Genomic DNA, 22419 nt, shown 5'->3' with positions numbered 1-22419 from the left:
CGGCATACTTGTCATCGTTACGGCACGGCGGCGCGCACGAGCCTGCGCGGCCGGTCGAAATCCATTCCCAATTCCGTCGTCGATGGCCCCTGCCCAAAAGACGCACACGCGCGATTGGAAAAACAATGACTCTGCTGGAATCGATCGGTGCAAATGAGCAGGCGAGCGACGAGCAGCGCCGTCTCAGCCTCAGCACCGCGGCCGCCCGCAACCTGGCCACGACCACCAAGTCCGTGCCGCAGATGCAGGAGATCACCTCCCGCTGGCTGCTGAAGCTCCTGCCCTGGGTGCAGGCCGGCGGCGGTGCCTACCGGGTCAACCGCCGCCTCAGCTACGCCGTCGGCGACGGCCGCGTCACCTTCGTCTCCACCGGCTCCCAGGTCCAGGTCATCCCGCAGGAGCTCGGCGAGCTGCCGCCGCTGCGCGGCTTCGAGGACGTCAACGCCCTGCGCTCGCTGGCCGACCGGTTCGTGCAGCAGGAGTTCGCCGCCGGTGACGTCATCGTCAGCCGCGGCCAGCCCGCCGACCGGGTCTTCCTCATCGCCCACGGCAAGGTCAACAAGATCGGCGCCGGCGAGTACGGCGAGGAGACCGTCCTGGGCGTCCTGGCCGACGGCGACCACTTCGGCTCCGAGATCCTCACCGAGCTCGGCATGGGTCAGTGGGACTTCACCGCGAAGGCATTGACCGGGTGTACCGTCCTCACGCTCAACCGACAGGCCCTGATGCAGATGAACGGGCAGGCCGACTCGCTGCGCGAGCACATCCGGCGCATGCAGAGCGAGCCGGCGAAGGCGACGAACGACCACGGTGAGGCCGCGATCGACCTGGCCGCCGGCCACGACGGCGAGCCGGTCCTGCCCGGCACGTTCGTCGACTACGAGCCCACCCCGCGCGAGTACGAGCTCAGCGTCGCCCAGACCGTCCTGCGCGTCCACAGCCGCGTCGCCGACCTCTACAACAAACCGATGGACCAGGTCGAGCAGCAGCTGCGGCTGACCATCGAGGCGCTGCGCGAGCGCCAGGAGCACGAGCTGATCAACAATCCCGACTTCGGCCTGCTGCACAACGCCGACCTGGCCCAGCGCGTCTACACCCGCGGCGGCGCACCCGGCCCCGACGACATGGACGAGCTGCTGGCCATGGTCTGGAAGGAGCCGGCGTTCTTCCTGGCCCACCCGCGGGCGATCGCCGCGTTCGGCCGCGAGTGCAGCCGCCGGGGCGTCTACCCCACGAGCGTCGACGTCGCCGGGCACCAGGTGCCGGCCTGGCGCGGGGTGCCGATCTTCCCGTCCAACAAGATCGGCATCAGCGACACCCGCACCACGTCCATCATGCTCATGCGCACGGGCGAGCAGAGCCAGGGCGTCATCGGCCTGCACCAGACCGGCATTCCCGACGAATACGAGCCGGGTCTTTCGGTGCGGTTCATGGGCATCAGCGAACAGGCGATCATTTCGTACCTGGTGAGCGCCTACTATTCCGCGGCCGTGCTCGTGCCGGACGCCCTGGCCATTCTCGAAAACGTGGAAATCGGCCGTGAGAACTGAGCAGGAATCGCGGCTGAGCCTTTCCACCCGGGCCGCCCGGACGCTGTCGACGACCACCAAGTCGGTCCCGCAGACGCAGGGCATCTCACCCCGCTGGCTGCTGCGGGTCCTGCCGTGGGTGGAGGCCGAGGGCGGCGCCTACCGGGTCAACCGGCGGCTCACCTACGCCCTCGGCGACGGCCGGGTCACGTTCACCAGCCAGGGCGCGGCCGTCCGGGTCATCCCGCAGGAGCTGCGCGAGCTGCCGCCGCTGCGCGAACTCGAGGACGACGCCGTGCTCAGCGCCCTCGCCGAACGGTTCGAGCAGCTGGAGCTCGGCCCCGACGAGACCGTCGTGACCGCCGGGCAGCCCGCCGACCGGGTGTACCTCATCGTCCGCGGCCGGGTCCGCCAGATCGGCCCGGGCCGCTACGGCGAGGACTCCCTCCTCGGCGTCCTGACCGACGGCGACTTCTTCGGCGACGGCGTCTTCGCGGGCGCGCACCACGCGTGGCCGTTCACCGTGCGGACCGCGACGCCGACGACGCTCCTGGCGCTGCCCGCGTATGAGATCGACCGGCTGCGCGCGCAGGGCCCGCTCGGTGGGCACATCACGAAATATCGCGATAAATCGAGCAAGGCGCAGAACAAGCACGGCGAGGCCGAGATCGCCGTCGCCGCCGGCCACGACGGCGAGCCCGTGCTGCCCGGGACGTTCGTCGACTACGAGCTCGGCCCGCGCGAATACGAGCTCAGCGTCGCCCAGACCGTCCTGCGCGTGCACACCCGGGTCGCGGACCTGTTCAACCAGCCGATGGACCAGACCCGGCAGCAGCTGCGGCTGACCATCGAGGCCCTGCGCGAGCGGCAGGAGCGCGAGCTGCTCGTCAACCGCGACTTCGGCCTCCTGCACAACGCCGACCTGCGCCAGCGGATCTCCACCCGGACCGGCCCGCCCACCCCGGACGACCTCGACGAGCTGCTGTCGCGCCGGCGCAAGACCCGGGTCCTGCTGGCCCACCCGCAAGCGATCGCCGCCTTCGGACGACAGTGCAGCAAGCGGAGTCTGTACCCCACGCCGGTGCACTACGACGGCCGGCCCTTCAGCGCCTGGCGCGGCGTCCCGCTCCTGCCCTGCGACAAGATCCCGATCGGCGAGCGCGGCACCACGTCGATCATCGCCATGCGCACCGGCGAGGACGACCACGGCGTCGTCGGCCTGCGCCAGACCGGCCTGCCGGACGAGGTCGAGCCGGGGCTGAACGCCCGCTTCATGGGCATCGACGAGCGCGGCCTCATCTCGTACCTCGTCAGCACCTACTACAGCGCCGCCGTCCTCGTGCCGGACGCGCTGGGCATCCTCGAGCACGTCGATATCGGAGGCTGACACGTGGTAGCCGTCATCGCAGATCCCCGCACCGCCCCGGTCCAGCTGGCCGAGGCCCGGCGCCTCGTGGACCCGGCCTTGCGCGCCGCCGTGGACACGCTGCCGTCGTCGATGCGGCACATCGCCGGCTACCACTTCGGCTGGTGGGACCCCGACGGCACCCCGACCCGGGCCGACGCCGGCAAGGCACTGCGCCCGGCCCTGGTCTTCGGCGGGGCCCTGGCCGTCGGCGGCACCGACCTGGACGCCGTGTCCGGGGCCGTCGCCGTGGAGCTGGTGCACAACTTCTCGCTCCTGCACGACGACGTGATGGACGGCGACGCCACCCGCCGGCACCGGCCGACGGCCTGGAGCGTCTTCGGCCCCAGCCCCGCGATCCTGGCCGGCGACGCACTGCTCGCGCTGGCCCTGGACGTCCTCGCGGGCGGCGGCGACCAGGCGTCGACCCGGGCCACCGGCATGCTCGCGGCCGCCGTCCAGCGCCTGCTGGACGGCCAGAGCGCCGACCTCGACTTCGAACGCCGCGACGACGTCGACGTCGACGAGTGCCTGGCGATGGCCGCGGCCAAGACCGGCGCCCTGCTCGGCTGCGCGTGCGCGGTCGGTGCCCTCTTCGGCGGCGGCCGCCCGGCCCAGGTGCTGCGCCTGGCGCAGTTCGGCGAGGACCTGGGCCTGGCCTTCCAGTTCGCCGACGACCTGCTCGGCATCTGGGGCGACCCCGCGGCCACCGGCAAACCGGTCCACTCGGACCTGCGCAGCCGCAAGAAGTCCCTGCCGGTGGTGGCCGCACTGACCAGCGCCACCGAGGCCGGGAACCGGTTGACGGCCGCGTACGCGGCGCCCGCGCCCGACGACCTGAGCGTGGAGGCCGGCCTGATCGAGGCGGCCGGCGCCCGGCTCTGGGCCCAGGCCCAGGCCGACGAGCTCCTCGGCCGCGCCGTCGAGGCCCTGGCCGCGGCCGACCCGGAGCCCCGGGCCGAGGCCGAGCTGGTCGCCCTGGCCCGGCTGGCCACCCGGCGGGACCGGTGAACGAGCCGGTGACCGTGCTGCTGGCGGCGCCGCGGTCGTTCTGCGCGGGCGTCGAGCGGGCGATCGAGATCGTGGAGCGGGCCCTCCAGCGGCGGCCGCACCCCGTCTACGTGCGCAAGCAGATCGTGCACAACTCGCACGTCGTCGCCGACCTCGAGGGCCGCGGCGCCGTGTTCGTGGACGAGCTCGACGAGGTGCCCGACGGCGCCACCGTCGTGTTCTCCGCGCACGGCGTGGCCCCGGCCGTCCGGGTCGAGGCCGACCGGCGCGGGCTCGACGTCATCGACGCCACCTGCCCGCTCGTCACCAAGGTGCACGCCGAGGCCCGCCGGTTCGCGGGCCGCGGCGACACCGTCATCCTGGTCGGGCACGCCGGGCACGAGGAGGTCGAGGGCACCCTCGGCGAGGCACCCCGGCGCACGGTCCTCGTCGCCGACGTCGCCGGGGTGGCGGCGCTGCGGGTGAAGGACCCGGACCGGGTGTCGTACCTGACCCAGACCACCCTCGCTGCCGACGAGGTCGCCGAGGTCGTGGCCGCGCTGCGGGCCCGGTTCCCGAAGCTGCGCGGCCCCGGCTCCGACGACATCTGCTACGCCACGACGAACCGGCAGGAGGCGGTGAAGGCGATCGCCCGCGACGCCGACCTGGTCCTCGTGGTGGGGTCCCGGAACTCGTCGAACTCGCAGCGCCTGGTCGAACTGGCGAAGCGCCTCGGCACCCCGGCGTACCTCATCGACGACGCGGCCGGCCTGCGCGCCGAGTGGCTCACCGGGGCGCGGGTGATCGGCCTGTCCGCCGGGGCGTCGGCGCCGCCGCGGCTCGTCGACGAGGTGATCGCGGCGCTGCGGTCGCGGGGTCCGGTGACGGTCGAGGAGCGCGCGGTCGCCGCGGAGCGCCTCCAGTTCGCGCTGCCCCCGGCGGTCCGGCCGTGACCGGTCCTCAGCGCCGGCTGCGGCGCACCAGCCGGGACACGGCGACGGCGGCGACCATCAGCCCGCCCACCACCGGGATGTACCGCGAGCCGACCTTGTGCCGGGCCTCGCTCGCCGCCAGCGCCACGGTCTCGGGCACATACGCGGGCCTCTTCGACGGGCTCGGCTCCGGCGCTTCCGGCGACGGCGAAGGGCTCCGAACCGGCGGCCGCGCCGGTGCGGCGGCCGGGGGAGTGCCCGGCGGCGGCACCAGCGAGGGAACCGGCGAAGGCGGCGCGGTCGTGGGCAGGGCCCGCGCCACGACCGGCGGCGAAGGGGCGGGCGATGCGGGGACCGGGCAGGTGGCCGCGTCGGACGAGGTGAGCGGGCCCAGGTCGGCCAGCTTCTCGGCCTCGGTGCCGGTGATGCGGTACAGCGCGCTGCCCATCGGCGCCCGCCCGGTCCCGGCGCCCGCGCCCGGGCCCGCGTCGCGGTTGAACACGGCCGCGATGGAGCCGTCGGCCAGGACCGCGACCGCGCCGTACGCGGAGCTCGGCGGCAGCCCCGGCACCGGCGTCGTGTCGACCGCGCCGACGCCGGTCGCCGCGTCCCAGCGCAGCCGCACCACCCGGGCCACGTTGCCCATGGACACGACCGTGACGAGCTCGCCGGTGCGGGGGTCGGTGGCCCAGTCGCCGGCGTACGGCAGGTCCGGCAGCGCGTGCGCGGGGAGCGGGGCCGGCGGGCCGGGGGCCAGGCGCAGCGGGCGGAGCCGGTCACCGGTGCTGATCAGGAGCTGGGTCGAGCCGTCGGCGGCGGTGGCGATGGCCGCGCCGTACCCGGTGACGAGGTCCTGGCGGCCGGGCGCGGGGCCGAGGTCGGTGACGGTGCCGGCGGTGGTGAAGCGGACCAGGTGCGGGGCGTCGGGCAGGCGGCGGCCGTCGAGCTCGGTGGCCAGGCCCGTGAGCGTCCCGGCACTCGTGCAGGCGATGGCGTTGAGGGAGTACCGCAGCCGGATCTGGCTTGTGGCGGTGTGCAGTGTCGAGCCGGTGCCGCCGGGCGCCTGCCCGACCCAGACCAGCCCCGGTGGCAGCGGCGCGACCGGCAGGACCGGCGTCGGTGTGACGGCCAGCGCGGCCACGGCCAGACGCAGCATGGAATCCCCCGTGGTCGATTTGCGGCTTTTGCGGGATTTCACTGTATCGGACGGAGGGGCGCGGTGAACGGCGAGATCCTGATCGGCGGGCTGCTCGCCGTGGCCGTCGCGGTGGCCGTGGCGGTCGTCGCCGGCCTGGCCGTGCAGCGCTGGGTGCCCGTCGCCGACCGGCAGGAGAACAACGACGTCGCCGGCATCGCGTTCGCGATCATCGGGGTGCTCTACGCGATCCTCATGACGTTCGTGATCGTCAGCGTGTGGGAGGCCGGGGACGCCGCCCAGGACAGCAGCCGGGCCGAGGCCCGCGCGCTCGTCGACCTGGACCGCTACGCCGAGACGCTCCCCGCCGCGCGGCAGGCCGCATTGCAGGCGCAGACGGCCAAGTACGCCGACATCGTCGAGCGGCAGGAGTGGCCGGCGATGGCGAAGGGGGAGCCGGTCGGCCGGGCCGGCAGCGGGATCATCGCCCAGCTCTGGCGGAGCGTCGACCAGCCCGGCGACGGCGGGGACGAAGCGGCCGTCGCCCGCCAGGCCGAGGCCCGCAACACGCTGCGGCAGCTGGTGGTGTCCCGCGACGCGCGGCTGGCCGCGGCCGACGCGGGCCTGCCGAAGGTGATGTGGCTGGCGCTGATCGTCGGCGACGTGCTCACCCTCGCCAACGCGCTCATGTTCGGGGTCAAGGGCAGCGGCGAGTACCTCGCGATCGTCGCGATGCTCTCGGCCATGTCCGCGCTCATGCTCTTCGCCGTCTACGAGCTGGAGTTCCCGTTCCAGCGCGGCGAGAGCGTCACCGTCGAGGTCTTCTCCAGCGTCGTCGCCGACGGCGCGGCTTCCTGAAGGGGTTCAGTACCGTGACCACGCAACCGTTTGCGCTGCCGGAGTTCTACCAGCCCTATCCGGCGCGGCTGAACCCCGCTCTGGAGACCGCCCGCACCCACTCCAAGGCGTGGGCCCGGGAGCTGGGCATGATCGAGGGCTCCGGCGTGTGGACCGAGGCCGACTTCGACGCCCACGACTACGCGCTGCTGTGCGCCTACACCCACCCCGAGTGCGACCCGGCCGAGCTGGACCTGGTCACCGACTGGTACGTCTGGGTGTTCTTCTTCGACGACCACTTCCTCGAGGTCTACAAGCGCACCCAGGATTGGGCCGGGGCCCGCGCCTACCTGGAGCGGCTGCGCGCGTTCATGCCCACGGGGGCGCTGGAGTTCCCGAAGGCCACCAACCCGGTCGAGGCCGGCCTGGCCGAGCTGTGGACCCGCACCGTCCCGAGCATGTCCGCCGACTGGCGGCAGCGCTTCGCCGAGAGCACCCGCAACCTGCTCGACGAGTCGCTGTGGGAGCTGGCGAACATCAACGCGGGGCGGGTGTCCAACCCGATCGAGTACATCGAGATGCGCCGCAAGGTCGGCGGGGCGCCCTGGTCGGCCGGCCTGGTCGAGCACGCGACCGGCGCCGAGGTCCCGGCCCGGGTCGCCGCGAGCCGCCCGCTGCGGGTGCTGCGCGACACCTTCTCCGACGCCGTCCACCTGCGCAACGACCTGTTCTCCTATCAGCGCGAGACCCAGGAGGAGGGCGAGCTGGCCAACTGCGTCCTCGTCCTGGAACGGTTCCTCGGCTACTCGCCGCCGGAGGCCGCCGAGGCCACCAACGACCTGCTCACGTCCCGGCTGCAGCAGTTCGAGCACACGGTCCTCACCGAGCTGGAGCCGCTCTTCGCCGAGCACGGCCTCGACCCGGGGGAGCGGCTGCGGGTGCTCAAGTACGCCCAGGGTCTGCAGGACTGGCAGGCCGGCGGCCACGAGTGGCACCTGCGCTCGTCGCGGTACATGAACGCGCAGGCGCGGCCGTTCCGGCTCGGCGGGCCCCGCGGCCTGGGCACGTCCGCGGCCCGCCTCGGGCTGCGGTCCCGGGTCCGGCAGCTGGCCCCGGAGCCGTTCGCGGCCGTCGGGCCCCTGCCCGTCCCGGAGCTGTACATGCCGTTCCCGGCCCGGCCGAACCGGCACCTCGACCACGCCCGCCGGGACGTCCTGGACTGGTCGGAGCGGGCCGGGTTCTTCACGATGGTGTGGACGCGGGAGAGCCTGGCCGGCATCGACCTCGCCGTGTGCGCGGCCGCCCTGGACCCCGACGGCACCCGGGACGAGCTCGTCCTCGGCACCCGCTGGCTCAGCTGGGGCACCTACGGAGACGACTACTTCCCCCAGGTGTACGGCACCACCGGCGACATCGCCGGGGCGCGCACCTTCGTGTCCCGGCTGTCGCGGCTCATGGACGGCGCCGCGATCGTGCCGGCCAACCCGGTCGAGGCCGGCCTGGCCGACCTGTGGCCGCGGACGGCCTCGACGATGAGCGCGGCCGGCGCCGCCCGCTACCGCACCGCGATCGAGTCGATGCTGACCAGCTGGCTCTGGGAGCTCGACAACCACCGGCTGCGGCGCATCCCCGACCCGGTCGACTACATCGAGATGCGCCGCCGCACGTTCGGCTCCGACCTCACGATGAGCCTGGCCCGCCTCGCGCACGAGCGGGTGCTGCCCGACGAGCTGTTCACCACCCGCCCGATGCTGAACCTGGACAACGCGGCCGCCGACTACGCCTGCTTCGTCAACGACCTGTTCTCCTACCAGAAGGAGGTGCAGTACGAGGGCGAGGTGCACAACATCGTCCTCGTCCTCCAGCACTTCCTGCAGGTCGACCGGGGCCGGGCGGTGGCCGTCGTGCACGACCTGATGACGCAGCGGCTGCACCAGTTCGAGCACATCGCGGCGACCGAACTGCCATTGATCGCCGACCATTTCGAGCTGGACCCGGCGGCACGTGAAGCGCTTAATCGCTACGTGGCGGAACTGCGGAACTGGCTGGCCGGCGTCCTCAAGTGGCACCGCGACACCGACCGCTACGACGAGGCCGTCCTGCGCCGCCGCCACACCGCCCCGGCGCCGGCGCACTGGCTGCGCAAAGGCCACCTGACCGGGGCCGTTGCCTCGTTCTAGCCCTCCGCTCCCGTCGAGCCCCGGTCGTGTGCCACGCGGCCGGGGCTTGATCGACTTTCTTGACTGCCCGCGACTCTGATCGTATGGTCGGGGCTGATTAACCGCTTAACCCAAACGGCCTCTCCGCTGAAAGTTTCCGGGTCCCGACCCGGCTGATCAGCGTGCGCGGCCGGCGCGGTTGACGCATGCACGGTGCTGACTACGTTCACGGCTTGGGCCACCCCGCCCCTCCCTCGCCGAGAAAGGCCACCGATGTACACCAGACCTCCGGTCAGGACTTCGGGCTCGACCGTTCGACTGCTCGTGCGGGCTCTGACCGCGGCCGCCGCGGTGGTGCTCGTCGCCGCCGGCGGGACCGCGTCCGCCGCCGAGAACGCCGAGACCGGCGCCGGCAACCAGTTCGTGACCCGGCAGGGCGCGGACCTCAAGCTCGGCGGCAAGACGTTCCGGTTCGCCGGGTCCAACAACTACTACCTGCACTACCAGTCGAAGGCGATGGCCGACGACGTGCTCGCCGACGCCGCCGCGGCCGGCTTCAACGTGCTGCGGACGTGGGGCTTCATGGAGTCCGGGCAGAACGGTGTGTCGTTCCTGTCGTTCGACGGCACGAAACCGGTCGCCAACGACGGCCCGGACGGCCTGCAGCGCCTGGACTACGTCATCAAGGCCGCGCACGACAAGGGACTGCGGCTGGTCATCCCGCTGACGAACAACTGGAGCGACTTCGGCGGCATGGACCAGTACGTCAAGTGGCGGGGCGGCACCCACCACGACGACTTCTACACCGACCCCGTCATCCGCGGCTGGTACAAGGACTGGGTCGCGCACGTCCTGAACCGCACGAACTCGGTCACCGGCGTGCAGTACAAGAACGATCCCACGGTTCTGGCCTGGGAACTGGGCAATGAGCCCCGCTGCGGCGGCTCCGGACAACTGCCCCGCTCCGCCACGTGTACCGACCGCACGCTTGTCGATTGGGCCGATGACATGACGCGGTTCATGCACGGCGTCGACCGCAACCACCTCGTCGGCGTCGGCGACGAGGGCTTCCTGTGCACCGACCGGACCAGCTCCGACTGGACGATCAACTGCGCCGACGGCGTCGACTCGGCCGCCCTGGCCGCGCTGCCCGGCGTCGACCTGGCCTCGTTCCACCTGTACCCGGACGGCTGGGGCAAGGACGCGGCCTGGGGCACCCAGTGGATCCGCACGCACGCGCAGATCGCCGACCAGGTCCACAAGCCGATCATGCTGGGCGAGTTCGGCATCAAGGACAAGGCGACCCGCAACCTGACCTACAAGGCGTGGCTCGACGAGGCCGTGCGCGACAACCTCGACGGCTTTCTCTACTGGATCCTCTCCGGGGTGCAGGACGACGGCACCAACTACCCGGACTACGACGGCTTCACCGTGTACTGCCCCAGCCCCGTCTGCACCACCATCGCCAACGCGGGCGACGAGCTGCGCAACGGCCAGCGGTCGCGCCCGCCGGTCGCCGACGACGACGCCGCCCAGACGCTGCGGGACGAGGCCGTCACGCTCTACCCGGCTGCGAACGACATCGCGTACCGCACCAAGGTCAAGCCCTCCACCATCCGCCTCGGCGCCACGTCCACCAGCGGCGGCACCTTCGCGCTGAACGCGGCCACGGGCGCGGTGACGTTCACCCCGGCCGCCGGCTTCCAGGGCAAGGCGTCCACCACCTACACGGTCCGCGACGAGGCCGGCCGGTTGTCCAACACCGCCCGCATCGAGGTCACCGTCCGGCCCCGGCCGGGCGACGCGCTGCTCATCGCCGGTTTCGAGGACGGCACCGACGGGTTCGCGCCCGGCAGCTGGCAGGCCAACGCGGGCACCGTCGCGCAGACCCCCGACTTCCACACCCAGGGCGCGTCCGGTCTGCGGGTCACCGCGGCCGACGGCGGCTGGTTCGGCATCGCACCGCTGCCGGCGCCGCTCGACCTGTCGGCGAAGGGCACCCTCAAGTACGACCTGAAGACCGCGGCCGCGGGCACCTCGACCAGTATCGCGGTGCAGACCGGCGACGCGTGGACCTGGTGCCAGTCGACGTTCGGCTGGGTCAACCCCGACACCACGACCACGGTCTCGATCGACCTGACGACCGCCATGTCCTGCGACGCGACCGCCCTGGCCGACGTCCGCGTGATCTACGTGTGGATCTCCGGCGGCGGCCAGTTCGACCTCGACAACATTCGGGCCGAGTAACCACACCCCCCACTTGGAGCCGACATGCGCAAACTGATCACCGCCGCTTTAGCCCTGGGCCTGGTCCTGGGCGGCGCGGCCGGGTGCGGCGACGACGACACGGGCGGCGGCGACGGGAAGATCGCCGGCGAGATCACCGTGCTGACCCAGCGCACCGACATCGTCAACACGGTGTTCCAGGACTACAAGAAGAAGTTCGAGGCGAAGTACCCGGGCACGACCGTCAAGTTCGAGGCCATCACGGACTACGAGGGCGACGTGCGGGTCCGGATGAACACCAAGAACTACGGCGACGTGCTGCTCATCCCCAACTCCGTCACCGACGACCAGCTCAAGAACTTCTTCGAGCCGCTCGGCACGGTCGACGCGATGAAGGACAAGTACCGCTTCGTCACCGCCGAGAAGACGTTCGACGGCAAGGTCTACGGGCTGTCGATCACCGGTAACGCGCAAGGCTACGTGCTCAACAAGAAGATCTGGACCCAGGCCGGCATCACCGAGCCGCCGAAGTCGCCCGAGGAGTTCCTGGCCGCGCTCAAGGCGATCAAGGAGAAGACGGGCGCGATCCCGCTGTACACGAACTACAAGGAGGCGTGGCCGCTCGGGCAGTGGGAGGGCGTCCGCGGCGCGGTCAGCGGCGACCCGGACGCGGTGACCAAGCTCGCCGAGGACGACGCGCCGTGGGCCGCCGGCAAGGAGCACTACATCATCGACTCGCTGCTCTACGACGCGGTGAAGGGCGGCTACACCGAGCCGGACCCGACGACCACCAACTGGGAGCAGTCGAAGGGCCTGCTGGGCACCGGCAAGATCGCCACGATGATGCTCGGCTCCTGGTCGATCGTGCAGATGCAGCAGGCGGCGACGAGCAAGGACGACATCGCCTACTGGCCGTTCCCGCACCAGGCCAACGGCAAGTTCTACTCCGTCATCGGCGGCGACTACAAGAACGCGATCAACATCAACTCGAAGAACAAGGCGACCGCGCGGGCCTGGATCGACTGGTTCACCGACGAGTCGAACTACGCCACCGACCAGGGCGGCGTGTCGACGCTGAAGAGCGCGGCGATGCCGGCCACCCTCGCGGACCTGACCGCGGCGAAGACCGAGCTCATCGAGCTGAATCCGGCGCCGAAGGGCAAGGAGGGCCTGGCCGACAAGATCGGCAACTCGGCCGAGATCGCGCTCTTCGACGGCAAGTATCGCCAGACCATCGTCGACGCCGCCCGCGGCGCGAAGAACCAGTCCAAGGACCAGATCTTCGCCGACCTCAACAAGAAGTGGGCGGCAGCGAGGGCCAAGCTCAAGTGACGATGCTCCGCGCAAGGCCGCGCCGGAACCACCGGCGCGGCCCCGTCACGCCCTACGTGTTCCTGATCGTGCCGCTGGCGTTCCTGGTCGTGTTCACCTACATCCCGGTCGCGAACATGTTCTGGTACAGCGTCACCGACTGGGACGGCCTGAGCCCGACCAAGGAGTTCGTGGGCTTCGGCAACTACGTGGAGATCTTCACCCGGCCGGAGCTGTTCGGCGTGCTGAAGGTCAGCCTCTACTACGTCGGCGCGTCCTTCGTGCAGATCTTCCTGGCGCTGTACTTCGCGACCGTGCTCAGTTTCAGCACGTTCCTGCGCAACGTCTACAAGGGATTCATCTTCTTCCCGTACCTCATCAACGGCGTCGCCATCGGCATGATCTTCCTGTTCTTCTTCCAGCCCGGCGGGACGCTCGACGCCGCGCTCAAGGCGGTCGGGCTGGGCGGGTCGGTGCAGCAGTGGCTGGGCGACCCCGGCGTCGTGAACTACTCGCTCGCCGGCACGTCGATCTGGCGGTACCTCGGGCTGAACTTCGTGCTCTTCCTGGGCGCGATCCAGTCCATCCCCGGGCAGCTCTACGAGGCCGCCGAGCTGGACGGGGCGTCGCGGTGGGCGCAGTTCCGCTACATCATCCTGCCCGGCATCCGCCCGGTCGTCGGGCTGTCGTTCATCCTGGCCATCTCGGGCTCGCTGTCGGTGTTCGAGATCCCGTTCATCATGACCGGCGGTGCGAACGAGAGCGAGACGTTCGTCATCCAGACGGTCGACATGGCGTTCAAGTACTACAAGTTCGGCCTCGCCTCGGCGATGGCCGTGGTGCTGCTGGTCATCATCCTGCTCGTGACGTGGCTGCAGCGCCGGGTCGCGCCGGAGGAGAAGGTGACGCTGTCGTGAGGTTCTTGAAGCACCTTTCGCTGCTGGGCGCCTCACTGACAGTACTGCTGCCGCCATTGGTTCTTGTCTTTGCGTCTCTCAAGACGCACCGGGAGTTCTCGACGTCGGGGCCGTTCGACCCGCCGCACGACTGGTTCAATTTCGCCAACTACGCGACCGCGTTCAACGACGGGCACATGCTGCGCGGCTTCGTCAACACCTCGATCATCCTGGTCGTGTCGCTGGCCGGGACGGTGCTCATCGGCTCCATGGCGGCCTACGCCATCGACCGGTTCACCTTCCGGCTGCGCCCGGTCGTCATCGCGATGTTCCTCCTGGCCACGCTCGTGCCCGGGGTGACGACGCAGGTCGCCACGTTCAAGGTCGTCGACACGCTCGGCCTCTACGACACCCGCTGGTCGGCGATCGCGCTGTTCCTCGGCACCGACATCATCTCGATCTACATCTTCCAGCAGTTCCTGCGGGGCGTGCCGACCGAGCTCGACGAGGCCGCGGCCCTCGAGGGCGCGGGCGCGTTCACCATCTACCGGCGCATCATCCTGCCGCTGCTGAAACCCGCGATCGCGACCGTCGTCATCATCAAGGGGATCGCGATCTACAACGAGTTCTACATCCCGTTCCTGTACATGCCGTCCCAGGAGCTCGGCGTCATCTCCACGTCGCTGTTCCGGTTCAAGGGCCCGTTCGGCGCGCAGTGGGAGGTCATCTCGGCCGGCGTCATCCTGGTCATCATCCCGACGCTGATCGTGTTCCTGGCCCTGCAGCGCTTCATCTACAACGGCTTCACCGCGGGAGCCACCAAATGACCGGCGACGTGTATGGTGCCGAGCGATGACGACATCCGGTGAGCCGGCTGGACGGGTCACGATCAGGCAGGTCGCGACCCATGCCGGCGTGTCCGAGGCGGCCGTCTCCTATGCCCTCAACGGCCGGCCCGGCGTCTCCGAGCAGACCCGGGCCCGGGTCCTGGCCGCGGCCCGGGAGCTGGGCTGGACCCCCAACATCGCGGCCCGCTCGCTGGGCACGGCCCGGGCCAACGCCGTCGGCATGGTCCTGGTCCGCCCGCCCCGGGTCATGGTCGTCGACTCGTTCTTCACGCAGATGCTCAGTGGGGTCGAGGCGGAGCTCAACCGCAATGACGTCGCATTGGTACTGCACCTCGTCGACGACTTCGAAGAGACGATCGGCGTCTACCAGCGGTGGTATCGCGGCCGCCACGTCGACGGGGTCATCCTCACCGACCTGCGCAGCAACGACCCCCGCCCCCTGGCGCTGCGCGAGATCGGCCTGCCCGCGGCGCTGATCGGCGGCGGCCACCCGTCCCGGGCCACGTTCGACCTGTCCGGCGTCAGCAACGTCGACGTCGACACGGAAGGCACCGCCCTCAACATCATCAGCTATCTGAAGGCGCTGCGGCACCGCTCGGTCGCCCGGGTCGCGGGCCCCCTGGAGCTGCTGCACACCGTGCGGCGCGACGTCGCCTACACCGATGCCGTGGCGGCCGTCGGCGACATCGAATACCGCGCGGTGTACACCAACTACAGCGCCGCCGACGGCATGCGCGCGACGCGCGAGCTGCTGAGCCGGGCCGACCCGCCGACCGCGCTGGTGTTCGACAACGACGTCATGGCCGCGGCCTCGCTCAAGGTCGCGCACGAGATGGGCCTGGCGGTCCCCGACGACTTCTCGGTGGTGGCGTGGGACGACTCCGACCTGTGCCAGCTCACCGTGCCCGAGATCACGGCGGTGGTCCAGGTGCCCGCGCTGCAGGCCGAGCTGACCGCGCGGGCGCTGCTGACCGCCATCTACGGCGGGGTGGAGACCCGGCTGACCTTACCGCCGGGCACGCTGACGGCCCGCCAGTCGACCCGCCCGCCGCGCGCCCACTGAGCGCTTAACCGGTTCACGTTGACACCGCTTCGACGCGGCTCATAGGCTTTGTTCAGTTACTTATACGGTTAAGTCGGGAGTGCCCCAATGCCAGTTCTGCGTCCCCTGCACACCGGCTGGACCGTCCGGGCCGCGGCCGCGGCGCCGCCCGGGGACACCCTCCTGGTCGCCGGCGCGGTCCCGGTCGCCGGCCCCCTCCCGGCCACCGTGCCCGGGTGCGTGCACACCGATCTCCTCGCGGCCGGCGCGATCCCCGACCCGTTCCTCGACGACAACGAGGTCCGGCTGCACTGGATCGGCCGCACGCCGTGGCTCTACGAGACCGTCTTCGACGCCGACGGCATCACCGGGGACCGGATCGACCTCGTCGCCGAGGGCCTCGACACCGTCGCCACCGTGACCCTCAACGGCACCGAGGTCGGCCGGACGGCGAACCAGCATCGGGGGTACCGCTTCGACGTCACCGGCCTGCTGGAGCCGACCGGCAACCGGCTCAGCGTCCGCTTCGACTCCGCCTACGACTACGCGGAGCACGTCCGCGACACCCTCGGGTCCCGCCCCAACGCCTACGGTGAACCGTTCCAGTACATCCGCAAGATGGCCTGCAACTTCGGCTGGGACTGGGGCCCGACCGTCGTCACCGCCGGCATCTGGCAGCCGATCGGCCTGCACGCCTGGTCCACGGCCCGCCTGGCCCGGGTCCGCCCGGTCGTCACCGTCACCGGCTCCACCGGCCGGGTCGAGGTCCGCGCCGACCTGGAGCGCACCGCCGACGCCCCGCTGCGGCTGACCGCCACGGTCGGCGGCGTCACCGCGGCCGTCGACGTGCCCGCGGGCGCCCTCGAGGCCTCCGTCGTCGTCGAGGTCCCGGACGCCGAGCTGTGGTGGCCGCGCGGCTACGGTGCGGCGAAGCTGTACGAGCTGCGGGTCGAGCTGACCGGCGGGACCGAGCCGCTGGACACCTGGACCCGGCGGATCGGGTTCCGGACCGTCGCGCTGGACACCGCGGCCGACGCCGACGGGTCGCGGTTCGTGCTGCGGGTCAACGGCGAGCCGGTGTTCGTCCGCGGGGTCAACTGGATCCCCGACGACGCGTTCGTCACCCGCGTCGACCGGGCCCGCTACGCCGAGCGCATCGGGCAGGGCGTCGCCGCGGGCGTCAACTTCCTACGCGTGTGGGGCGGGGGGCGATACGAGAGCGACGACTTCTACGACGTCGCCGACGAGCTCGGCGTCCTCGTCGGGCAGGACTTCCCGTTCGCCTGCGCCGCGTATCCGGAGGAGGAGCCGCTCGGCGGCGAGGTCGCGGCCGAGGCGCGCGAGCAGGTCGTCCGGCTCATGCCGCACCCGAGCCTGGCCATGTGGGTCGGCAACAACGAGAACATCTGGGGCTTCCACGACTGGGGCTGGCCCGCCGAGCTCGACGGCCGCACCTGGGGCGAGGGCTACTACCTGCGCGTCCTGCCGGGGATCGTGCACGAGCTCGACCCGACCCGCCCCTACTGGCCCGGCAGCCCCTACTCCGGGGACCCCGCCATCCACCCCAACGACCCCGCCCACGGCACCATGCACATCTGGGACGTGTGGAACACCCACGACTACCGCCACTACGCCACCTACCGGCCCCGCTTCGTGGCCGAGTTCGGCTTCCAGGCCCCGCCGGCGTTCGCGACCCTGCGCCGGGCCGTGAGCGACGAACCGCTCACCCCGCAGTCGCCCGGCGTCGCCCACCACCAGAAAGCCATCGGCGGCAACGACAAGCTCGCCCGCGGCCTGCAGGGCCACTTCCCGCCCGTCACCGGCATCGACGACTGGCACTGGGCGACACAGCTCAACCAGGCCCGCGCGATCGCGTTCGGCATCGAACACTTCCGCAGCCTCAAGCCGCTCTGCATGGGCACGGTCGTCTGGCAGCTCAACGACAACTGGCCGGTCACGTCCTGGTCCGCCGTCGACGGCGACGGCCGCCGCAAGCCCCTGTGGTTCGCCCTGCGCCGCGTCTACGCCGAGCGCCTGCTCACGTTCCAGCCCCACGACGGCGCCCCGGCCGTCGTCGCCGTCAACGACACCCCGGACCCGTGGCACGCCGAGCTCGATGTGCGCCGCCTGACCTTCGACGGCACCCCGCGCGCGAAAGTGACAGTGACCGTGGCCGTCCCCGCCGGCGGCGCCGTGACCGTCCCGCTGCCGCCCGAGGTGGCGACCCCCGACAACCCGGCCGCCGAACTCCTCATCGCCGACCTCCCCGGCGACCGCGCCACGCACTTCTTCGCCGAGGACGTGGACCTCACCTACCCCCACCCGTCCGCGGCCGTCACCGCGACCCGCGCCGACGACGGCGTGGACCTGCACATCACCGCCCACACCCTGCTACGCGACCTGGCCGTCTTCCCGGACCGCGTCACCCCGACCGCCACCGTCGACCGCCAGCTCCTAACCCTCCTCCCGGGCGAGTCGGTAACCCTGCACGTCCACGGCACCACCGAAACCGACCCGTCCGCATGGTCCACCCGCCCGGTCCTCCGCACCGCGAACGACCTCACCACCCACTGACCCACCGCCCCTCGATCCCCGTGACGGCCGGCGGCGGCGCGTATGTTCGCCGGCGTCGATCCATTGCTCAGCGTCGATCGTCAGAGTTCCGTCGGTGTGGTGGCGGGCGGTCGGGTCGTGGGGCGGGGTGGGAGCGGGGGCGGAAACGGGACCCCCGGCGGGGTGGTGGGACGGGTGGCGGCACTATTCTGCGGCCCATGATCACGGAGGACGCCGACGGGGAGTTGCGGCGGCTGGCTCGGGACGGGAAGTTCCGGCATCGTGAAGCGGCGCGGCGGGGGGTGCGGTTTCGGGTCGGCGGGGATGTGGCTGATCTGGTGGCCATCGTCGACGATCCGCATCCGTGTGCCATGACCGAGGTGGTGTTCGCGCTGGCCGGGGCTACGCGGACGTGGCTCAACTGGGTGCCGATGCCGGCCGAGACCGTGTGCCTCGCGGCGAATCAGATCGCGGCGCGGCGGGCGCAGGGGGATCGGGTCACGGTGGAGCGGTTCAATGTGTCCGCGGCTGAGCCGCCGACCGCGATGCTCGCCGCGCGGCGGGTCATCGGGGAGGTCGACCTGCACGTCGGGGCGTTTCCGGAGCCGGACATCCGGGTGCCGCTGCGGCGGCCGGCGCGGTCGGTGATCTGGCGGTACGACGGGGTGCGTCCGGTCGCGGCCGTCGCGGCACCGTCGGAGGCGGCGGTCGCGGTGCTCCACGAGGTCGGGGCCGAGACGTGGCCGTCGATGCTGTCCGGGTATCTGCGGGCGGCGCCGCTCGGTGCGCTGCCCCTCGACGATCTGCTCGGGCTCCTCGCGCACCTGCCGGCGCCGCCACCGACGCAGCGGTGGAAGCACCTGGCCCGCTCGACCCCCACCTACTGGTACCGGCTGCTGCAGCCGTGGGTCTGCCTCGGTCTCCTGCACCACGCCGCCGACGAGCCGTGGGCCTCGTCGACGCGCCGGCAGGTGCTCGTCGACCTCGCGTTCGGCGTCGAGGACTGGGTGGCCGACGCGGCGCTGTTCGCGCTGGTCACGATGGCGTTCCGGGAGCCCGGGCAGCGGCGGGAGGTGCGGGATCTGGTGCGCGGGCGGCTGGACGCGGCCGTCGACGCCGGGCGGGTGGTGACGATCGAGGAGTCCCTCGCGCATCTGATGCTGATCACGCCGGGGTGTACCGCGTCCGACCACGCCAAGGCCCGGACCGTCCTGGCCCGCCACGGTGTCCGCCCGCCGCAGCGACGCAAGCGGTGGCCGTTCAGCTGACGAGCTCTTCCGCGCTCAGCAACGAGCGCACGCCGAGCGTGTCCCGCAGTGGTGAGCCGGGCGGCAGGTCGTCGACGACGCTGGCCAGGCCCAGCCAGGTCGCGCCGATCTCGGTGACCATCGACCGGATCGCCTCCGCCTGCGCGCCGCTCTCCACCCAGTCATCCACGCACAGCACGCGGTCGGACGGGCGGACCAGGGCCCGGCGAAAGCTCAAGACCTGACCGCTCTGGTGGTACGTCCTGGGCAGCGCGCGATGCGCATAGAACTCGGAGTGCAGGGCGACGCGGTCGTTCTTGCGCACCTCGACCAGGCCGATGCCGAGGTGGGCGGCGACGAGCGCGCCGAGCAGGGTCCCGCGGGACGCCGGGCCGAGCACCACCGTCGGCGGCCCCGGCACGAGCGCGGCTACGGCGGGCGGGAGATCGCGCAGTACCACCGGGTCCCGCCACCACTCGGTGATGTCAGCGAACGCCACGTCCGGGCCGCCCCGCCAATGGAACCCGATCCGCAGGCGGGTCCGCAGGTCAGGCACCGAGCGCCGGGGCCGGCTGCCACCGCCAGCGCGGGTCGCAGTCGGGATCGTTGGCGGCCAGGACGGCGCGCAGGACACCGTCCGGGTCGCACGAGTACAACCCGGAGCTCCAGACGTTGTTGACCTCGAGGACCGCGAACTCGCCGGTCTCGGTGCGCCCGACGTCGATGACCGCGGTCGGGGGGACGTCCGGCGCGGGGAGGTCGGCGAGCATCAGGCCGACGAACGCGGCCGCCTCGTCGTGCCAGGAGGCGCGGTGCATGCGCAGGGTCGGGCTCCACTCCTCGCCCTCGACCAGGTAGGGGCTCCAGGCGACGGGCTGGCGGCCGATGGTGAAGACACGGTATTCGGAGGCCAGGTCCAGCCAGTGGTCCATGATGATCAGCGTGCTGTCGGCCGGGAGGCGGGCGGTGCGCAGGCGGTTGCGCAGGTCGTCGGCGTTGCGGACCCAGGCCGCGGAGAACGCGGGGTGCTTCTCGTCGGCGAGCTTGGCCACGGCCGGGCCGGTGCCGACGACGTCGGGGGCCTCGCCGACGCTGACGAGGCGGATGTCGCGGCCGGTCACGTCCTTCGGCAGGGCCGCGAACCAGGTCGGGGACGCGCCGTAGAGGCACACGTCGGCGCCGCCGGCGATGAGCGTCGTGAGGTAGCCGCCGGCCGCGCGCCAGGCGACGCCGTCGGCCGAGTGCAGCCCGGTGACTTCGGCGGGGTCGCCGGGGAGCTGGGCCACGGGCAGGCCCAGGCGGTGGGCGGCATGCGTCAGGGCCGCGCTCGCCTCGGGCGAGCGCACCCGCATTGCCAGGGTCCGGAACTGACGCACCCTCATATCCTGCCAGCGAGCTCCGTCAGTGTCGTTGCCGGAGCCCACACACGGCACATCCCCCGCGAACGCGCTCACCCTGGGCGTTCGCCGTGACACTTTCGGGGACATCAAGGTCGACTTTTGGTACTCAACGTAACAAATCGGGCACGGTATGCCTATGGCAACCGAGCTGTCAGGCGACACACACCTCGTCGGCGAAGACGTGAGCGGCCGGCGGCGGCTTCATGCGCGTCCTGTGGTCCCGCCGCTGGTGCGCCGCCGGCGGACGGTGCGCAGGCGGCGGCTGGTGATCGCCGTCACGCTGCTCGTGGCCGTGCCCGGGCTGACGGCGCTGCGGACGTATGGGCACGATGTCGATCGCGGCGTACACGTGCTGAATCTCGACCTCGGCGGGCTGTCCCGGGCCGATGCGCGGCAGGGCCTCGAACGTGGCATCACCGGCCGCCTGCGCCAGCCGGTCGCGGTCAAGGTCGGCACCGAGGCGGCCGTCCTCGACCCGGTGGCGGTCGGCCTGACCCTCGACCTCCCGGCGACGATCGACCGCGCGGTGCACACCCACCCGGCTCCGTTCCTGCGCGCGGACGTCGAGCCGGTCGTGCACGTCGACCCGGGCCGCCTCTACGCCGTGCTCATGGACCACCTCGGCGCCCAGGGCGACGCCCCGGTCATGCCGGCCGTGCGCTTCGACGGGCTGCGGCCGATCCCGGTGTACCCGGAGCGGGGCCGCGGCCTGGACCGCGCCGGCATCGCGCGAATGGCCCAGACCGGCTGGCTGCGCCGCCCCGTGCTCGAGTTCCCGGTGACGGACCTGGTGCCGCACGACACCCGCGCCGACGTCGACCGCCTGGTCCGCGACGTGGCCACCCCGGCCGTCGCCGGGCCGCTGGTGCTGGCGACCCCGCGCGGGGAGGTGACCGTGACCGCCGCCGGCATCGCGGCCGCCCTGCGCCTCGAGTCCGACGCCGACGGCCACATCACGCCCGCCCTCGACGCGGCCGCCCTGCGCAAGTCGGCCGCGGCCGCGTTCGCCAAGGTCGAGATCCCGGCGGCCGACGCCCGCTTCGAGGTCACCGACGGCCGCCCGGTGGTCCGGGCCGAGACCGACGGCAGCCAGGTCGACCTGTCCACGGCGAAGCTGCTCGAGGCGCTGCGCTCGACCGCCACGCCTCGCCGGGTGGAGGTGCCGATGACGTCCGCGGCCGCCGCCACCACCGCCGCCGAGCTGGGAAAACTCGGCGTCGGCGACGCGGTCGGCTCGTTCACCACCCACTTCGAGCCGGGCCAGCCGCGGGTGGTGAACATCCGCACCATGGCCGAGGCGCTGCGCGGCATGCTGATCCGCCCCGGCGAGACGTTCAGCCTCAACGAGCGGGTCGGGGAGCGCAGTCGCGCGAAGGGCTACGTCGACGCCCCCGGCATCGAGATGGGCAAGATCAAGAACAGCTCCGGCGGAGGCGTCTCCCAGGTGGCGACCACCCTGTTCAACGCCGCCTACCTCGCGGGGCTGCAGGACGTCGAGCACCACCCGCACAGCTACTACTTCGACCGGTACCCGGCCGTCATCGAGGCCACGGTCGTCTACCCGTCGCTCGACCTGCGGATCCGCAATGACGGCCCGAGCGGCGTGCTCATCGACACGGCGACGACCGACGACTCGGTGACGGTGACCCTGTACGGCACCAAGCGCTACGACATCGCCACCGTCTACGGCCCGCGCACCAAGACGGTCCAGCCGAAGACGGTGTACCTGCAGGAGGCCGACTGCACCCCGACCGCGGGCGCGCCCGGCTTCACCCAGGAGGCCTACCGCGTCTTCAGCCAGGCCGGCCAGGAGGTCCGCCGCGAGCGCTTCACCTGGCGCTACGACCCGGAGCCGCACTTCATCTGCGGCCCGCCGCCCCCGGGCGCCGCGGCCGGGTAGGGTTCCGGG

At 71.8% G+C, this 22419-nt stretch carries 17 protein-coding genes; 14 read left to right on the top strand and 3 right to left on the bottom strand.

Going from position 1 to position 22419, the window contains the following annotated elements:
- Nucleotides 1–125: 125 nt before the first annotated feature.
- The 4 genes from ACIA8L_RS23310 to ispH are packed head-to-tail and all read left to right on the top strand — an operon-like array spanning nt 126 to nt 4877.
- Nucleotides 126–1550, top strand: coding sequence for a family 2B encapsulin nanocompartment shell protein (locus tag ACIA8L_RS23310; RefSeq protein WP_395907787.1), 1425 nt, complete (start codon nt 126–128; stop codon nt 1548–1550).
- Nucleotides 1540–2916 (top strand): family 2B encapsulin nanocompartment shell protein, encoded by a 1377-nt coding sequence (locus tag ACIA8L_RS23305; RefSeq protein ID WP_395907786.1) that lies wholly within the window; start codon nt 1540–1542, stop codon nt 2914–2916. The genes ACIA8L_RS23310 and ACIA8L_RS23305 overlap by 11 nt, the downstream gene beginning before the upstream one ends.
- Nucleotides 2917–2919: 3 nt before the next feature.
- Entirely contained in the window at nt 2920–3945 is a 1026-nt protein-coding gene (locus ACIA8L_RS23300; RefSeq protein ID WP_395907784.1) for a family 2 encapsulin nanocompartment cargo protein polyprenyl transferase, read from the top strand.
- A gap of 8 nt (nt 3946–3953) precedes the next feature.
- The gene (ispH, locus tag ACIA8L_RS23295) at nt 3954–4877 is read left to right on the top strand and encodes a 4-hydroxy-3-methylbut-2-enyl diphosphate reductase (RefSeq protein ID WP_395907782.1); all 924 of its coding nucleotides are present in this window, start codon (nt 3954–3956) and stop codon (nt 4875–4877) included.
- 7 nt (nt 4878–4884) lie between these two features.
- On the opposite strand, the gene ACIA8L_RS23290 is transcribed toward ispH, so the two are convergent.
- Nucleotides 4885–6012 carry a hypothetical protein gene (locus ACIA8L_RS23290; RefSeq protein ID WP_395907781.1) on the bottom strand — a complete coding sequence of 376 codons (1128 nt, stop codon included), beginning with the start codon at nt 6010–6012 and terminating at the stop codon, nt 4885–4887.
- A 63-nt stretch (nt 6013–6075) separates the two neighbouring features.
- Between ACIA8L_RS23290 and ACIA8L_RS23285 the strand changes: the two genes are divergently transcribed.
- From ACIA8L_RS23285 to ACIA8L_RS23245, 9 genes are all read left to right on the top strand, one after another.
- Entirely contained in the window at nt 6076–6849 is a 774-nt protein-coding gene (locus tag ACIA8L_RS23285; protein WP_395907779.1) for a hypothetical protein, read from the top strand.
- Nucleotides 6850–6863: 14 nt separating this feature from the next.
- Nucleotides 6864–9008, top strand: a complete 2145-nt coding sequence (locus tag ACIA8L_RS23280; protein WP_395907777.1) for a germacradienol/geosmin synthase — start codon at nt 6864–6866, stop codon at nt 9006–9008.
- Nucleotides 9009–9311: 303 nt separating this feature from the next.
- The gene (locus tag ACIA8L_RS23275) at nt 9312–11234 is read left to right on the top strand and encodes a cellulase family glycosylhydrolase (protein WP_395907776.1); all 1923 of its coding nucleotides are present in this window, start codon (nt 9312–9314) and stop codon (nt 11232–11234) included.
- A gap of 24 nt (nt 11235–11258) precedes the next feature.
- Complete coding sequence (locus tag ACIA8L_RS23270) at nt 11259–12545, top strand: ABC transporter substrate-binding protein (RefSeq protein ID WP_395907774.1); 1287 nt, start codon at nt 11259–11261, stop codon at nt 12543–12545.
- 2 nt (nt 12546–12547) lie between these two features.
- Entirely contained in the window at nt 12548–13441 is an 894-nt protein-coding gene (locus ACIA8L_RS23265) for a carbohydrate ABC transporter permease (RefSeq protein WP_395907773.1), read from the top strand.
- Nucleotides 13438–14247: a carbohydrate ABC transporter permease gene (locus ACIA8L_RS23260; RefSeq protein ID WP_395907771.1), complete on the top strand. Its 810-nt coding sequence runs from the start codon at nt 13438–13440 to the stop codon at nt 14245–14247. Before ACIA8L_RS23265 ends, ACIA8L_RS23260 begins: the two co-directional genes overlap by 4 nt.
- Nucleotides 14248–14272: 25 nt before the next feature.
- Nucleotides 14273–15331: a LacI family DNA-binding transcriptional regulator gene (locus ACIA8L_RS23255; protein ID WP_395907770.1), complete on the top strand. Its 1059-nt coding sequence runs from the start codon at nt 14273–14275 to the stop codon at nt 15329–15331.
- Between the two features lie 87 nt (nt 15332–15418).
- Nucleotides 15419–17884 (top strand): glycoside hydrolase family 2 protein, encoded by a 2466-nt coding sequence (locus ACIA8L_RS23250; protein ID WP_395907768.1) that lies wholly within the window; start codon nt 15419–15421, stop codon nt 17882–17884.
- A 197-nt stretch (nt 17885–18081) separates the two neighbouring features.
- Entirely contained in the window at nt 18082–19131 is a 1050-nt protein-coding gene (locus tag ACIA8L_RS23245; RefSeq protein WP_395907766.1) for a hypothetical protein, read from the top strand.
- Here ACIA8L_RS23245 and ACIA8L_RS23240 read toward each other — a convergent pair.
- Together ACIA8L_RS23240 and ACIA8L_RS23235 are read right to left on the bottom strand one after the other, a co-directional pair.
- Nucleotides 19124–19666 carry an adenine phosphoribosyltransferase gene (locus ACIA8L_RS23240; protein WP_395907764.1) on the bottom strand — a complete coding sequence of 181 codons (543 nt, stop codon included), beginning with the start codon at nt 19664–19666 and terminating at the stop codon, nt 19124–19126. The two genes, ACIA8L_RS23245 and ACIA8L_RS23240, sit on opposite strands and share 8 nt — an antisense overlap.
- Complete coding sequence (locus ACIA8L_RS23235; RefSeq protein ID WP_395907762.1) at nt 19659–20486, bottom strand: ATP-grasp domain-containing protein; 828 nt, start codon at nt 20484–20486, stop codon at nt 19659–19661. Before ACIA8L_RS23235 ends, ACIA8L_RS23240 begins: the two co-directional genes overlap by 8 nt.
- A 160-nt stretch (nt 20487–20646) precedes the next feature.
- On the opposite strand from ACIA8L_RS23235, the gene ACIA8L_RS23230 reads away from it, so the two are divergent.
- Nucleotides 20647–22410: a VanW family protein gene (locus ACIA8L_RS23230; protein WP_395907761.1), complete on the top strand. Its 1764-nt coding sequence runs from the start codon at nt 20647–20649 to the stop codon at nt 22408–22410.
- The last annotated feature ends 9 nt before the right edge of the window (nt 22411–22419 follow it).

The sequence above is a fragment of the Dactylosporangium sp. NPDC051541 genome, from assembly GCF_044454505.1.
Taxonomy (GTDB): domain Bacteria; phylum Actinomycetota; class Actinomycetes; order Mycobacteriales; family Micromonosporaceae; genus Dactylosporangium.
Note: the sequence above shows the minus strand (reverse complement) of the source record. Positions and strands in the feature narration are given on the sequence as shown.